This window comes from Pseudodesulfovibrio profundus (assembly GCF_900217235.1).
In the GTDB taxonomy this organism is placed as follows: domain Bacteria; phylum Desulfobacterota; class Desulfovibrionia; order Desulfovibrionales; family Desulfovibrionaceae; genus Pseudodesulfovibrio; species Pseudodesulfovibrio profundus.
This window is the reverse complement of record NZ_LT907975.1, coordinates 749,107-763,730: the sequence shown is the minus strand read 5'-3', so window position 1 is coordinate 763,730 and position 14,624 is coordinate 749,107. Positions and strand designations below refer to the sequence as shown.

Genomic DNA, 14,624 nt, shown 5'->3' with positions numbered 1-14,624 from the left:
TTGTTGTAATTAGGTAAAATCGCAGTTCAGATAGAGCGGGAAGGGGTGAGCTACGCAAGCAATGATTACTGGTCTTGCGTCGATCGTGATAGTAATCGTTCTAACCTCTCTGTTTCCCGTGTTATTTTTCGTAAAATTTGTCGGCCAACCGTTGACATGCCGTCATTTTCTTGACAGAGGAAATGTATATTAAAGAAATAGTTGCGGACAGGAACCCAGACGCCTGCCGTTTCATTGAATTGACGCTGGAGGAAAAATGGCTCTCGATTTGAAAGGTATCATTGGCGATAGTCCGGCGTTGACCGGCGTTTTCAAGGTACTGGAAAAAGTTGCACCCACGGACAGCACCGTGCTTGTGACCGGAGAATCCGGTACAGGTAAGGAACTGTTGGTGCGAGCTCTCCACGGCAACAGTGATCGGCATTCAGGTGCTTTTGTTCCCATCAACTGTGGTGCTATCCCCAAGGAATTGCTGGAATCCGAACTGTTCGGCCATGAAAAGGGCGCCTTCACCCACGCTGTCCGTTCGCGGCCAGGGCGGTTTGAGCTTGCAGATGGTGGTACCATTTTCCTCGATGAAATCGGCGAGATGGACCTGTCACTGCAGGTCAAGATTCTTCGCGCCTTGCAGGAAAAGGAGATAGAGCGTGTCGGTGGAACCACCATCAAAAAAGTTGATGTGCGTGTTGTCGCCGCGACCAACCGGGACCTGGAGGACGAAGTTCGGACCGGCCGGTTCCGTGAGGATCTCTTTTATCGCCTGAATGTCATTCCGCTTCACTTGCCGCCTTTGCGCGAGCGGGGAAATGACATCCTGCTCCTCGCCGACCATTTTCTCAATGATCATTGCAAGTCCAAGTGCCGGAAACGCTTGACTATCGACGAGAAAGCCAAACAGATGCTGCTGACCTATTCATGGCCCGGCAACGTCCGTGAGCTTGAGAACTTCATGGAGCGTCTTTCCATTCTGTGCGAAGGTGATGAAGTGACTCCCGAAGACCTTCCGGATAAAATTTTCCATGATATCGGTGAGCAACCACTCAAAAAGGTTGAGGAGACAATCCCCCTGCGCCCTGTCGGTTTTGTATGGCCGACTCTTGGTGATATGGGCGATAAAGATCTCAAGCTCAAAGAGTTTCTGGAGGCGATCGAGGGGCGGCTTCTTTCGGAGGCCCTCGAAAAGGCCGATGGGGTGAAAAACAAGGCTGCCGAGTTGGTGGGCATCAAGCGAACGACCCTCATTGAGAAGTTGAAAAAACGGGGCTTGTTGTAATTGCTTGGGTTTATTTGAGTGAGTGAAAAGGGGATTCTTGCACGGCATTTGCATAACCATTCGACGTGACAGTGAAAAACGCCATAAAAATGATCCAGCCATGGGTGTTGGCCCTTATCATGGGTATGCTTGCAGCGTCCCCGGCTCTGGCTCTTCGTGTGAATTTCAGTTCGCAGGGAGATTCGGATCGTTTGATTTTCGCTTTTGATTCCAAACAATTGCCAGAATTTGAGGTCAGTCGCGTCGGCGAGCGTGAACTGAACATCTCTTTACCCAACGGCATCTGGGACTCTGAAACCAAACCTACCAGCAAAGATTTCCCGGGCAAGCTCGTGGAATCACTCCGAACAACGGAAAATGGGGTCGAATTGGTCACACGAACCAATGCGTTTGGGTACATCAATGTCGCGACTCCGGGAAAACCCGAATTTTTATTACAGATTTTTCGTGATCCCATTGGCGCCCGCTGGAAGGCCCCGGTAGAGCGGCAGGAGACAGTCGCGCCAGAAGCCGATACTCCGGCTGAAAATGTTACTGAGACTGAACCGGTTACCGCTCCTGAGCCGCAGCCTGCTGCTCCGCAGAATACTGCACCACAGGTGCAACCCGCTCCCCAGCCAGCCCAGCCTCAAGCTCAGGGAAATGGGGAAGGCCAGCGGCAGCCGTTTTTTGCCGTTCCATATTCCGTTCGCAATGAAGTGCAGGCCCCGGGGCAGGCAAGTGAACCGGTATCCGGTGCCACTGCTGATCCGGCTCCCGTTCAGGAGGAGCCTGTTGAACCGGTTGCGCCGCAGGAGCCCGAGGTTACGTATCCGCCTTCCAGTGAACTCCGTTTCAAAGTCTCGGATAGTACGCCGGAAGAGGCTGGTTTTGCCGAACTTGCTGAAGAATCTATTCTTGATTCGACTCCGGCTCCCTCTGAGCAGCGTGGAACAGTTGGGGCTGTGACGCCGCCTGTGGACAATGGTGATATAGCCGAAGTTCAAGAGCCTGCATCCGGTTCGGGGGCGGCAGGAGGCAGCGTTGCTCCACCACCCGGAAGTACGGCAGCCTCCGCTCCTACGGTCTCGGGCCAGGGACAGGCTGGTGGGACCGTGTCACCGCCTCCGAGTGTTGTGGAGGGAGCACCGCCACCGGAACCGACCGCTGAAGAGGAAGCTCTCGTTCAGCAGACCATGGAGAATCCGACAGAGCAGCTCTCTGTTCAGGAGCAGATAGCATTGCAGGAGGGGGGCGAAGGTACCCCTGTTCCTGAAGAGCCGGTTGCGGCTGCCGAAGAAGAGTTGCAGGCGGAAGCCGATACTGCTCAGGAAGGTGAGCCGCAGACGCAGGAACAGCTTGATCAAGCGATACGTGACAAGTTGTACGAGGCGCAGTCCATGATGTTCAGCGGCGCCCTCGACAATGCCCTGCCCATGTTTGAGGATATCCTCAAGCAGCCCAATATCCCTGATGATGTCCGTGAGGAAACCCTGTTTGCCGTGGCGGACATCAAGAAGGAGATGTTCAAGGATCAGCTGGACGAAAAATTCAGTGAGATAACTCAGGCTTATATTGAAGCGATGAATGCGAACCCTCGATCCAATCGTGTACCGCGTTCGCTGCTTAATCTCGGGCTCCTGAACCTTCGGATGGGCAACTTCCCGGAAGCCAAGGCCTACTTCAAAATTTTACAGGACAAGTATCCTGATGATGAGAATATTCCCTCCATCAGTTATTACTGGGGTGAATATTACTACAACAAGGGCGACTACAAAAAAGCGGCGGATCAGTTCCAATACCTGATCCAGACGCATCCCGAGCACGAGCTGGTCAAACAGGCTGCCTATTATCTGGCGGACTCCCTGAACAAGACCGGCTTTGTCGAGCAGGCGTTCCAGATTGTCGACTACATAGACAAGCGTTGGCCTGACTACTACATGGAAAATCCGCAGTTCCTCCGGCTTGCCGGTGGCGTGGAAATGAAGCTGGAAAAATGGCCTCAAGCCAAGAATCACTTCTTCACGTATTACAATATCAATCCCGAGGCTGATGGGGCTGATCTTGTACTGGCTCGAATCGGTGATATTTATGTCCGGCAGGGCGAGAATGATGCCGCTCGACAGGTCTATCAGAAAGCGATCAAGGACTTCCCTGACAAGGACGGCGGGCTGATTTCCAAGATGCGTCTGGCAGAGGAAGGTATCTACGACGAGCCGGCCATGGCTGAGATGGCCTCTGTTTTTGATCGTCCGTACAACAAGCGCCCGGAAAATATTTACAAAGAGATTGTTGAGAACCACCCGGACAGTCCCTTGGCACCCATAGCCCAGCTCAAGCTCGCCATGTGGTACGCTTTTAACGAGCAGTACCCGGAAGCGCTGACCGCTGCACAGGACTTTGTCGACCTGTATCCCGAGCACCAACTGGTGGATAGGGCACGTACGCTGGGTGATTCCGTGTTTGCATTGGCTGTTCCCGGCATGATCGAAGAAGAGCGGTATGGGCGTATTGTTCGCTACTGGGAAACATATGACTTCATCGGTCAGGAAGATACCAAGGTCGATGATCAGACTCGACTCAATGTCGCCACAAGCTATTGGAAAGTAGGTCAGCCGGAAAAGGCGCTGGAAATCATCAAGCCGTTTTTGCAGGACAAGCAGATTCCCGGTATTTCCGACGAGGCACTGGGACTGGCTGTTAATATTTATCTAGATGATCTCGCGTGGCAGGAGATTGCCGATCTGGTGGCAATGGCCAAGAAGAACTGGGATCTCAAGCCTGCGCAGTTGCGCCAACTCGATTATGCTCGCGCCATGTCCCTGCAGAATCTCGGGCAGGACAATCAGGCGCAGGCCATGTGGGCCGAACTCGCCAAGGATATGGATGTTGAACCCGCATTCCGCGCCTACGCAATGTACTACATGGCCAAGGCGGCCATGGAGCGGCAGGACCTGCGCAGAGTATTTGTGTACGCACAGGAAGCGCTGACTCTGCTGCTGCAAAATGATGGTGATCCCGAAAAGATCAAGGACGCCGTGCTGATGTCCATCTATGCCACCGAGCGCTCCGGGCGCTATGAAGAGGCGTTGAAGTGGGCCAAGCAGTATGACGAGTACATCAGTGTCGATAATCCTGAATGGGCTTCCACACGCTTCAAGCTCGCTCGCATCTACCGCAAGGCGGGTGCCATGGAAGAATGGAAGCAACTGCTCACCGATATCATTGAGAAGAAGCCGGACAGCCTGCAGGCTCAATTGGCAAAATCCGCTCTGGACACCTATGATCTGGAGCAGCAGGTACAGCAGTATCAGCCTGGCCCCCGATAGAAAGCGTTATTTAGCCATTGAGCGCGTCTGATTGGTTGTCAGCGCGCAACTGGTGGTTTACCCTCATAGATTCCTTTGAACGCCATCCTGCTCAATAATGGAGGTATACTATGCTAAGGCAACCTGTGGTCGCCGGTCGGTTTTACGATGATAATCCGACCCGCTTGAACGAAATGGTGGACAGATTTATGGGCGAATCCCAACAGGACGCTGCTTCAACGTTGTTGGCCATGGTTCCCCATGCGGGATATATCTTTTCTGGCGCGGTGTGCGGACAGACTCTTGCCAAGGCGAATCTGGCCGACACCATCGTCCTGCTCGGCCCGAATCATACCGGGCGCGGTGAACGCTTTTCCGTGTGGAATGAAGGGAGTTGGAATATCCCGGGTGGTTCCGTCTCTGTGGATGAGGAACTGGCAGCCAAACTTCTGGAAGCCACTCCGTTGTTGAGCGCGGATACGGCCGCACATACGGGTGAGCATTCACTTGAAGTCATACTGCCTTTCCTGCATCGCTTGAATCCCAAGACCACGATTGTTCCCATAGCCATTTCGGCATTCGAGTTCGATGCGCTGCAACAGGTCGGGGAGAGTATCGGAGCTGTACTTAAATCGTTGGGCCGCCCCGTGTCCATTGTTGTCAGCTCGGACATGAGCCATTACATCAGTCATGATCAGGCCAAGGAAAAGGATACGCTGGCACTGGATGCAGCCGTGAGCCTGGACCCGCGGGGCTTGTTCTCAACAGTTCGTGAGCATGAAATATCCATGTGCGGCGTTCTCCCGATGACAACCGGGCTTTTTGCTGCTCTCGCAATGGGAGCGACCAAGGGGGATTTAGTGACATATGCCACGTCCGGTGAAGTCTCAGGCGATTTTGATCAGGTTGTCGGTTACGCCGGTGTTCTTGTCAGTTGATTGCAACTAACAAAGCCTCCCTGAAAAGAGAGGCTTTTTTCAAATATGCATCTCGACAACCTGCCGAGCATCAGACATTTCATGAACCACCATTGAATCCCAGGGAAATAGCATCCCCATCGACGATGACAGGAATTCGTCGTCTCCCATCCGAGAGAGCCAGCATCTTATTCATGTTGTCATCAGAAACCAGTACATCAACAAATTCGGCCTGAGGGTAAGCTTCCAAAGCGCGCTTTGTGTGCGGACAGGTCGGTTTTCCGTAAATCACGATTTGCGTCATAGGATACTCCTTCGTAATTAACGGTATCATTATTTCGTTTTTTGTGTCCATCGCAAGGAAGTCTTTATTGCTTCTATTGCCTGCTTCAATGGATTCCCCAGAAAATTTCTATACAGACCATGACTTTGGTTGCGCGGAGCTTTAAACGAAAAAAAGCCGTGACTGCAAAAGCAGTCACGGCTTGATTGTTTATAGTCGGGAGTGACTAGCGACGTCCGCCGCCACGGTTGTCGCGGCGACCACCGCCACGATTGTCGCGTCCACCGCGATTGTCACGGCGACCACCGCGGTCACCACGGTCACCACCGCGAGGTGCAGGGCGCTTGAAGTCGTCCAGGTTGACTTCCTGACCGGCTTCTTCCATGAGCCATGCCTTGCGGGAGAGACGGATGCGTCCGCCGGGTTCCAGTGCGATGCACTTGACCCATACTTCCTGGCCGAGCTGGACCACGTCTTCCACACGTTCCACGCGCTCGAAGTCGAGCTGGGAAATGTGGAGCATGCCTTCCTGGCCGGGGAGAATCTCGACAAGGGCGCCCACTTCGAGAACTTTACGGACGGTGCCGAGGTAGTTCTTGCCCGGTTCGGGCTTCTGGTCGTAGTAGAGGACCATTTCCTTGGCCTTTTCCATGGATGCCATGGTCGGGGCGAAGATGGAGATTTTACCGGAATCTTCGATATCGATGTCGGCTTCGGTCTCAGCAGTGATCGCCTTGATGTTCTTGCCACCGGGTCCGATGACAGAACGGATCTTTTCGGGATCAATGTGAACAACAGCCATCTGCGGAGCCAGCTCGGACAGGGACTCACGCGGGGTTTCCAGTTCTTCGGCCATGTGGTCGAGGATGTGGATACGTGCGTCTTTTGCCTGGTGCAGGGCCTTCTTCAGAACGTCCTGTGGGATACCGGCGATCTTGATGTCCATCTGAATGGCGGTGATGCCATCGCGAGTACCGGCGACCTTGAAGTCCATGTCGCCCAGTGCGTCTTCATCACCGAGGATGTCGGTGAGGATGAAGTACTCGTCGTTCTCCTTGCACAGGCCCATGGCGATACCGGCAACCGGCTCGGTGATGGGGACACCAGCGTCCATCAGGGACAGGGTGGCGCCGCATACGGAAGCCATGGAAGAGGAACCGTTGGACTCCATGATCTCGGAGACAACACGGATGGTGAACGGGAATTCCTCGGGGCTCGGGAGTACCGGGGACAGAGCGCGTTCAGCCAGGGCACCGTGGCCGACTTCACGACGGGAGGTGCCGCGCAGCATACGAGCTTCACCCACGCAGTATGGGGGGAAGTTGTAATGGAGCATGAAGCGCTTGGTAGCATCGCCCAGCAGGGAGTCGTAGCGTTGCTCATCGCGAGTGGAGCCGAGGGTGGCGACTGCCAGAGCAGAGGTCTCACCGCGGCGGAAGAGCACGGAACCGTGGGTCTGCTGCAGCAGGCCGGTTTCGATGGACAGCGGGCGAACCGTGGTGGTGTCGCGGCCATCGATACGCTTGCCTTCTTTCACGATGCGCTCGCGAACGATTTTCTTGGTCATATCGCCGATGACATCGCCAACAGCTTTGAGCTTGGCTTCGTCTTCGGGGAATTTTTCGGCAACAGCTTCCTGTGCCTTTTTCTTTGCAGCGTCCTTGGCAGCATAACGAACCATCTTCTCAGGGGTGGTCAGTGCTTTCTCAAGGTCTTCGGTGATGAAGTCGCCCAGAAATTCAACGATTTCCTGATCCTGCTCGGGGGCAGCGACTTCGAGCTTGGGTACACCGACTTTCTCGCGAAGCTGGTCCTGAATGTCGAAGAGCGGCATGACCTGCTCATGGCCCCAGGCCAGAGCATCGGCAATGATGTCTTCGGAGATGAACTGAGCGCCACCTTCTACCATGACCATGGCGTCGCGGGTTGCCGCGAAGACGAGGTTCAGGGAAGACTGCTCTTCAATACCTTTATAAGAAGGATACAGAACAAACTCGTTGTTCACGTATCCGACACGGGCACCAACGATGGGGCCGAGGAAGGGCATCTTGGAGATGTGGCAGGCTGCGGAAGCACCAGTCAGCGCCAGAACGTCCGGATTGACGTGTTTGTCAGCGGACAGAACGGTTGCAATGATCTGTACTTCGTCGGCAAAACCTTCTGCGAAGAGCGGACGAATAGGACGGTCGATGAGGCGGGAAACCAGGGTTTCGTGCTCGGAAGGACGTCCTTCACGACGGAAGTAGTTACCCGGAACGCGACCGGCGGCGTATGCCATTTCCTGATAGTTACAGGTCAGCGGGAAGAAGCCGCGATCAACGGCAAGGGGCTGGGTAACGGCAGTGACCAGTACGGTCGTATTGCCGGAAGAAATGGTAACTGCGCCGCTTGCCTGTCGGGCGTATTTACCGGTTTCAATAGTGATGTCGATGTCGCCGACATTTGCGGTGACACTGGTCGAATCAAAGGGGGTCAACATATAGTGAATCCTCCAATGTAATAGGTGGATCACTCTCTGCGTAAGGCCCTCGGTGTGGGTTAGCCGGCTTGGGGAGGAGCTTTTGGGATGTAATTGGGAGACAGTGTGTCGCCCAAAAACGCCTTCCGCAGCCAACTAAACGTCGCTTGAGGGGGGAAACGGATCAGCCTGTTACGTTACAGACGGCTCCGTCGCAGAAAGTGACAGAAAAGGGTGGGGGAGACCGAAGCCTCCCCCTTGTACTCGATTGTAAAAGAACTACTTGCGCAGGCCGAGGCGACCAATGAGGTCACGGTAGCGCTGGATGTCCTTGTTAGCAAGGTACTTGAGCATTTTCCTGCGCTGGCCGACCAATTTCAGAAGACCGGTGCGGGAGTGGTGGTCCTTCTTGTGGGTCTTGAAGTGTTCGGCAAGGTACTGGATGCGGGCGGTTACGAGTGCGATCTGCACTTCCGGGGAACCGGTGTCGCCTTCACAGGTCTTGTACTCATCAATGATCTTTTGCTTGTCTTCAGCAGTCATCACCACAGCGATATCCTCCTAGCTAGAGTGTTATTGTATTGTTTGCTTTTCATACGATTCCTTGGCGGCTCAGTCCTGTCCCCACAGGCCACGTAAAATGGACCATTTGGGTTTGTTGTCCTGAAGCTTCGCCTCTACCAGCGCCAGCGGTTTTCCTTCGTGATCAAGCAGCATGGCCTGATCGCCGAGTTCTCCTGCCAGCATTTCTCCCGGTTCATCGTTGACCGGCAGCCAGGTCCCGTTCATGACGAGTCCTGACAGTGGTTCAGTCAATTGAAACCGGGGCCAGTGAGGAAGGGTATCCCGTAAGGGAATCACCTTGTCCGGAAAGGATTCCGGATGCTCCAGAACGTCCGCGAGTTCGTAAGCCTTGTCGAGTCCGAAAGGTTCACTCTCTTCGCGGTTCAGGCTGGTCAGCACAGCGCCGCACCCCATTCGCTTCCCCAAGCTGTGGACCAGGGAGCGTATGTAAGTGCCGGCGGAGCAACTGACCCTGAACGATGCCTCTGGCAATCGTACGTCCAGCATTTCCACATGAGAAATAACTATGGGCTTGATTTTTACCGGTACGTCTTCGCCCGCACGGGCTAAGGCATACAAAGGCTTGCCCTTGTGTTTGGCTGCGGAATAGGCCGGAACTTCCTGCTCTGTCAACTCTTTCCAATATAAAATTTCACGTTCGACATCTTCGGCAGTAACGTTTACTTCGCTTTCTGAAACGGTTTCCCCTTGAATATCGAGGGTATCCGTCGTCATTCCAAGGCGAAATGTTCCGGTATAGGTTTTTGTTGCGCCAGTGAGATACGGACCAAGCTTTGTACCGTGCCCGAGCATGACCAACAAAACACCTGAAGCCAAGGGGTCGAGCGTTCCGGCATGACCGATCTTGTATTGCTTGAGCTGGTGCTTGATGTCGTTGAGACAATCAGCAGAAGTCGGTCCTGACGGTTTGTTCAGAACCAGGACTCCATCGCACTGCTCTTTGCTGCGCTTTCTTTTACGTCCCATCTAGTCCAACTCCAACGCCGCAGTTATGGCGGAAACCAGGAGTTCGCGGGCTTCATCCAGCGGTGCCTCGATGGTCCCGCCGGAAGCGTTTTTATGTCCGCCGCCACCGAATTGGGAGGCTATTTCCTGGACATTGTCGTTGCCGTAGGAGCGCAGGCTGAACTTGTAGCAGTTCTCTCCTTCTTCGCGAAGGATGGCTGCCACACGAACGGATTTCAGGCGGCGGATGAAATTGATGATGTTTTCGGTATCGCCCGAAGTCGTGCCGGTGCGCTCGAAAATTTCCTGTGTGATCGTGCCGACGGCAACGCGTTTGTCTGCAAACAGTTGGACGTCGCTCATGACCTCGGACCACAGGCGCATGCGCTCTTCGCTCCACTGTTTTGTGATGCGCTCATTCATACGGGCAAGGTCAAGTCCGTGGCGGAGCATGGTTGCAGCAAGCTCCAGAGATTCCGGTGTGGTGGAACCATAGGAGAAGAAGCCTGTATCAGTTGCGACAGCCAGGTAAATGCACTCGGCCAGTCCGCCGATCAGCGGGACTTCCAGCTCAGTGGCCAGTTCCGCGATCATGGAACCTACTGCCGGTTGCCTGACATCGACCCAGTTTATTTCGCCATAGTCGCCGTTACCCAGATGGTGATCAATATCGATGATGCGGGTTTGGTCCACCCGTTTCATCAGCTCGTCACCCATACGGTCCTTTGCTCCGCAATCGAGAACAATGGTCCATTTGGGAAGGCGCTCGGGCAGTTCCGTAAGAATCTCGGCAGGCTTGTTCACAAAGTCGTATCGCTGAGGAACGCCGGACGTGTTGTACAGCGTGAACTGCTTACCCAAAGCTTTGAGAATGTGGCCCATGGCACATGTCGACCCGAGGGCGTCGCCGTCCGGGTTGTAGTGCGAGACAACCAGAAAGTCGTCTTCTGAGCGCAGTACTCGGCTAATCTGCTTGATTGGGCTTTCCATACACTACATCCTCAAGAAAATCGTCAAAGATGAAACGCAGTTCCGGAGTATACTGCAATTTCAGGCGGCGTCCGATCTGGGACCGCAGGAATCCGCTGGCTTTTTCCAGACCTGCCTGTACTTCCTTGCGATGTGCTTCGTCGCCGGAGACCGTGTAAAATATTTCGGCTATGCGCAGGTTGGCATTCATCCGAACACCGGACAGCGTAACCAGTTGCAGGCGAGGGTCGTGTGCCTCTTCCACAAGCAAGGTCGCCACTTCGCGCATGACCTGATTTCCCATGCTTACGGCACGGCGGGATGTTGAAGCTTTCATAATATCAATCCTTAGTCCGAGTCGCTGAATATCTCGGTATTACAGTTCGTCAGTTCTGCCGGCGAGATGGCTTCGACCATTGCGAGAGCCTTTGCCAACCGGCTTTCAACCCGGGCGGTTTCATTTGCGGTGGTAACCACGCCCAGTACCAACTTTTCGTGTACATCCATGGCCTCGACTTCCGCTACAGCCACATTGAACTTGTTGCGGAGCTTCTGTTTCAGACTTTGGGCAATCTTGCGTTTTCCCTTGAGGGAGCGATTGCCATGGAGATGAAACTGGAGTGTGAGGACGCCTATGATCATAACTGATTCAGCTGATAAAATAAAACGGGCGGCTCATTTTGCAACAAGCCGCCCGTCAGATAGTGCATATTACTAGTCGATCGTACGGGCGATTTCCTTGTTTTCGAATGCTTCGATGGAATCGCCGACCTTGATGTCGTTGAACTTCTCGAGTCCGATACCGCACTCGTAGCCCTTTGCGACTTCGCGGACATCGTCCTTTTCGCGGCGCAGGGAGGATACTGTACCGGTGTAGATAACCACGCCGTTACGAAGCAGGCGAACCATGGCTCCGCGGGTGATCTTTCCATCGGGTACGTAACAACCTGCAATGGTGCCGGCCTTGGGTACGGAGAAGGTCTGACGTACTTCGGCCTGGCCGAGGTAGACCTCTTCGATATCCGGGGCGAGCATGCCGGACATGGCGTCCTTCACTTCCTGCACCAGCTTGTAGATGATGTCGTAGAAGCGGACTTCGACGCCTTCCTGCTCGGCAACTTCCTTTACCTTGAGGTTGGGGCGTACGTTGAAGCCGATGATAACAGCTTCGGACGCGCCGGCCAGCAGGATGTCGGATTCGGTGATGGCACCGGCTCCACCATGGACAACGTTGATTTTGACTTCGTCCGTGGAGAGCTTGTTGAGCGCTTCGGTGACGGCTTCGAGAGAACCCTGCACGTCAGCCTTGAGCACCAGGTTAAGGGACTGGGCTTCATCGTTGGGCTTGGAGGCGAGGAAGGATTCCAGTGTGACCTTGGTTTTGGCCGACAGAATCTTCTCACGCTGCTTCATTGCTCGGGACTGAGCAATGCGGCGTGCCATCTTTTCCTCATCAACAACGAAGAGTTCGTCACCAGCTTCCGGCAGACCGTCAAAACCCTGAATTTCTACAGGCATAGCCGGTCCGGCCTTTTTCAGCTTCTTACCCTGATCATCAAACATCGCTCTGACCTTACCGAAGTGGACACCGGAAACGAACGAGTCGCCCTGGTTGATCGTACCTTCGGTGATCAGCATGGTGCCAACAGGGCCGCGACCCTTGTCAAGACGCGCTTCAACTATATGACCGCGAGCGTGTTTGTTCGGGTTGGCCTTCAGTTCCAGAACTTCTGCCTGGAGGAGGACCATTTCGAGCAGTTCATCAAGACCTGTACGCTGTTTGGCGGATACATGGGCAAAGATGGTGTCTCCGCCCCAGTCTTCAGGTACGAGTTCCAGTTCGGCAAGCTCACGCTTGACGTTATCCGGGTTCGCGCCTTCCTTATCGATTTTGTTCACGGCAACAACGATGGGAACTCCGGCAGCCTTGGCGTGGCTGACAGCTTCACGGGTCTGATCCATGACGCCATCGTCCGCTGCTACGACCAGGATGACGATATCCGTAACCTGGGCGCCACGCATACGCATGGTGGTAAACGCTTCGTGACCGGGAGTATCGAGGAATACGACTTCACCGCGATCCGTTTGGACATGGTACGCACCGATATGCTGTGTGATGCCGCCTGCTTCGCCGTCTGTGACGTTCGAGAGGCGAATGGCATCCAGCAGTGAGGTCTTACCATGGTCAACGTGACCCATGATGGTAACCACAGGAGGACGAGGCAGCAGATCTTCATCCTTGTCCGCCTCCGTGGGAGTCAGGAATTCCTGCTCATCAAAAGAAACGTTCTCCACTTCGTAGCCGAACTCGCCAGCCAGCAGGGTGGTGGTATCAAGGTCCAGAGACTGGTTGATAGTCGCCATGACACCCATGCCGAACAGAGCCTTGATCAGATCCTGAGCTTTGACACCCATCTGGTGAGCCATGTCGGAAAGACGGATGGCTTCATCAAATCTGATCTTACGCTTTGCGGCCTTCATGGGAGCTGTCTTATGCTGCTCGAGTTTCTGTTGAATATTCTGCCTGCGACCGCCTTTTTTCTTGCGGCCTTTGCGTCCCTGAGGGAATGCGCTGTCATCGAAACGAGCGCCTTCGCGACCCTTGTTGCCGAATTCGACTACGCGGCGATCCTTTTTGCCTTTCTTCTTTTTGCTGCGACCGTCCGGCATGGGCGGTTGGGCAGCAGGCATTCCGGGAGCACCGGGGCGACCTCCAGCAGGACGGCCGGGACCACCCGGACGACCTCCACCAGGGCGACCAGGGCCTCCGGGACCACCGGGGCGACCTCCACCTGGACGTCCGCCACCGGGGCGGCGCGCAGGCTGAGACATGGCCTTGGCTTCTTCGCGAGCCTTGACCTCATTGGGGTCGGGCATGGAAATAATTTTAACTTTGGGAGCTTCAGGCTCCTTTTTCTTCTTCTTTTTCTTCTTTTCAGGCTTATCGCCTTTTGCCGCAGGCTGGGCCTTCTTTTCTTCCTTGGGAGCCGGCGCTTCGACTTCTTTCTCGGCTTTGGCTTCCTCGGATTTGGCTTCTTCCTTGGCAACAGCTTCAGGCTCGGCCTGCTTTTCCGTCACTGCTTCCGGTTCGGGAGTGACCTCTTTTGCAGGAGCTTCGGCTTCTTCAGGCGCGGGTTCGGGCGCTGCCTCTTCTGCCACGGGAGTTTCTTCGGGAGCCTCTTCGACTGCGGGCTTGATCACCCGTACCTTGGGGGCTTCCTTCTTGGCCTTTTGCTTCTTGGCAGGTTTTGCTTCGGCCTCTTCCGCCACTGGCTCTTTGGGGGTCTCTTCCTTGGCGGGCGGTTCGACTTCGGCTTGCGGAGCGGTTTCCTGCGGAGGCTCGGCTTCGGCTTCGGACGGCGCGTCTGCCGTTTCCACAGGTGTTTCCTCCGGGGCTTCCGCCTCGGCTTCCTTGGATTTTTTGCGTCGGCGTCGAACAATGACGCCAGACCCGGTCACACGACGAACTTCGTTCTTCTTGCTACCGGTGCTCTTCAGTTCCGCCTTAAGACGGTCAACATCTTCATCATCGAGAACGGCTTTCTGGCTTTTCGCCTGAATTCCCAATTCTCGAAGTTGTTTGATTATTTCCTTGTTACTGAGTCCTAGCTCAGTAGCCAAGTCTTCTACCCGAACCTTTGCGGTCATTTAAAAACCCCCTTGCGTTTCTTCATCAGGCCCTTGATCATTTTCGGGAAGTGTTCCCGGCAACGGGCCTGGACGCATACGTAAAAACCACGTCCCGGTCTGTTTTTACCCGGGTCCGGAACCGGACCGTCCGTTTCCAGTTCCTTCGCAGTATCCGGACACACATACCTGTCAAGCTCCCCCTTGGGGTAGCGTTGACGACATACAATACACATACGAACAGGTTCGTGAGTCATTCCTGTCTTCTCTGCGTACCGTA

General features: G+C 54.6%; 12 protein-coding genes. 3 read left to right on the top strand and 9 right to left on the bottom strand.

All coding sequences use genetic code 11. The features are described 5' to 3' along the window. Positions 1 to 256: 256 nt before the first annotated feature. The 3 genes from DPRO_RS03760 (at position 257) to amrB (ending at position 5,498) form a co-directional block, all read left to right on the top strand. Entirely contained in the window at positions 257 to 1,273 is a 1,017-nt protein-coding gene (locus DPRO_RS03760) for a sigma-54 interaction domain-containing protein (protein ID WP_097010855.1), read from the top strand. A gap of 65 nt (positions 1,274 to 1,338) precedes the next feature. Further along, positions 1,339 to 4,581 carry a tetratricopeptide repeat protein gene (locus DPRO_RS03755; RefSeq protein ID WP_232005696.1) on the top strand — a complete coding sequence of 1,081 codons (3,243 nt, stop codon included), beginning with the start codon at positions 1,339 to 1,341 and terminating at the stop codon, positions 4,579 to 4,581. 110 nt (positions 4,582 to 4,691) lie between these two features. Then, positions 4,692 to 5,498: an AmmeMemoRadiSam system protein B gene (gene amrB / locus DPRO_RS03750; protein ID WP_097010854.1), complete on the top strand. Its 807-nt coding sequence runs from the start codon at positions 4,692 to 4,694 to the stop codon at positions 5,496 to 5,498. 79 nt (positions 5,499 to 5,577) lie between these two features. On the opposite strand, the gene uxx1 is transcribed toward amrB, so the two are convergent. The 9 genes from uxx1 to DPRO_RS03705 all read right to left on the bottom strand — a co-directional run bounded on the left by uxx1 (position 5,578) and on the right by DPRO_RS03705 (position 14,601). After that, on the bottom strand, positions 5,578 to 5,781 hold the full coding sequence (gene uxx1, locus DPRO_RS03745; RefSeq protein WP_097010853.1) for a UXX-star selenoprotein family 1: 204 nt from the start codon (positions 5,779 to 5,781) through the stop codon (positions 5,578 to 5,580). A gap of 205 nt (positions 5,782 to 5,986) precedes the next feature. Further along, positions 5,987 to 8,239, bottom strand: a complete 2,253-nt coding sequence (gene pnp / locus DPRO_RS03740; RefSeq protein ID WP_097010852.1) for a polyribonucleotide nucleotidyltransferase — start codon at positions 8,237 to 8,239, stop codon at positions 5,987 to 5,989. Positions 8,240 to 8,497: 258 nt separating this feature from the next. Next, complete coding sequence (rpsO, locus tag DPRO_RS03735) at positions 8,498 to 8,767, bottom strand: 30S ribosomal protein S15 (protein WP_097010851.1); 270 nt, start codon at positions 8,765 to 8,767, stop codon at positions 8,498 to 8,500. Between the two features lie 63 nt (positions 8,768 to 8,830). Beyond that, positions 8,831 to 9,769 carry a tRNA pseudouridine(55) synthase TruB gene (gene truB / locus DPRO_RS03730; RefSeq protein WP_097010850.1) on the bottom strand — a complete coding sequence of 313 codons (939 nt, stop codon included), beginning with the start codon at positions 9,767 to 9,769 and terminating at the stop codon, positions 8,831 to 8,833. Next, the gene (locus tag DPRO_RS03725) at positions 9,770 to 10,738 is read right to left on the bottom strand and encodes a DHH family phosphoesterase (protein ID WP_097010849.1); all 969 of its coding nucleotides are present in this window, start codon (positions 10,736 to 10,738) and stop codon (positions 9,770 to 9,772) included. It abuts the gene before it with no gap. After that, complete coding sequence (gene rbfA / locus DPRO_RS03720) at positions 10,713 to 11,054, bottom strand: 30S ribosome-binding factor RbfA (protein ID WP_097010848.1); 342 nt, start codon at positions 11,052 to 11,054, stop codon at positions 10,713 to 10,715. The genes DPRO_RS03725 and rbfA overlap by 26 nt, the downstream gene beginning before the upstream one ends. Positions 11,055 to 11,065: 11 nt before the next feature. Further along, positions 11,066 to 11,359 (bottom strand): DUF503 domain-containing protein, encoded by a 294-nt coding sequence (locus tag DPRO_RS03715; RefSeq protein ID WP_097010847.1) that lies wholly within the window; start codon positions 11,357 to 11,359, stop codon positions 11,066 to 11,068. Positions 11,360 to 11,431: 72 nt separating this feature from the next. Further along, entirely contained in the window at positions 11,432 to 14,365 is a 2,934-nt protein-coding gene (gene infB, locus DPRO_RS03710) for a translation initiation factor IF-2 (protein ID WP_097010846.1), read from the bottom strand. Next, the gene (locus DPRO_RS03705) at positions 14,362 to 14,601 is read right to left on the bottom strand and encodes a YlxR family protein (RefSeq protein ID WP_097010845.1); all 240 of its coding nucleotides are present in this window, start codon (positions 14,599 to 14,601) and stop codon (positions 14,362 to 14,364) included. The genes infB and DPRO_RS03705 overlap by 4 nt, the downstream gene beginning before the upstream one ends. Positions 14,602 to 14,624 lie beyond the last annotated feature (23 nt).

Bases quoted from the DNA above. Each gene is read 5' to 3' on its own strand.
- DPRO_RS03760 (WP_097010855.1), top strand. From the start codon at position 257: ATGGCTCTCGATTTGAAAGGTATCATTGGCGATAGTCCGGCGTTGACC.
- amrB (WP_097010854.1), top strand. From the start codon at position 4,692: ATGCTAAGGCAACCTGTGGTCGCCGGTCGGTTTTACGATGATAATCCG.
- uxx1 (WP_097010853.1), bottom strand. From the start codon at position 5,781: ATGACGCAAATCGTGATTTACGGAAAACCGACCTGTCCGCACACAAAG.
- pnp (WP_097010852.1), bottom strand. From the start codon at position 8,239: ATGTTGACCCCCTTTGATTCGACCAGTGTCACCGCAAATGTCGGCGAC.
- truB (WP_097010850.1), bottom strand. From the start codon at position 9,769: ATGGGACGTAAAAGAAAGCGCAGCAAAGAGCAGTGCGATGGAGTCCTG.
- DPRO_RS03725 (WP_097010849.1), bottom strand. From the start codon at position 10,738: ATGGAAAGCCCAATCAAGCAGATTAGCCGAGTACTGCGCTCAGAAGAC.
- rbfA (WP_097010848.1), bottom strand. From the start codon at position 11,054: ATGAAAGCTTCAACATCCCGCCGTGCCGTAAGCATGGGAAATCAGGTC.
- DPRO_RS03715 (WP_097010847.1), bottom strand. From the start codon at position 11,359: ATGATCATAGGCGTCCTCACACTCCAGTTTCATCTCCATGGCAATCGC.
- infB (WP_097010846.1), bottom strand. From the start codon at position 14,365: ATGACCGCAAAGGTTCGGGTAGAAGACTTGGCTACTGAGCTAGGACTC.
- DPRO_RS03705 (WP_097010845.1), bottom strand. From the start codon at position 14,601: ATGACTCACGAACCTGTTCGTATGTGTATTGTATGTCGTCAACGCTAC.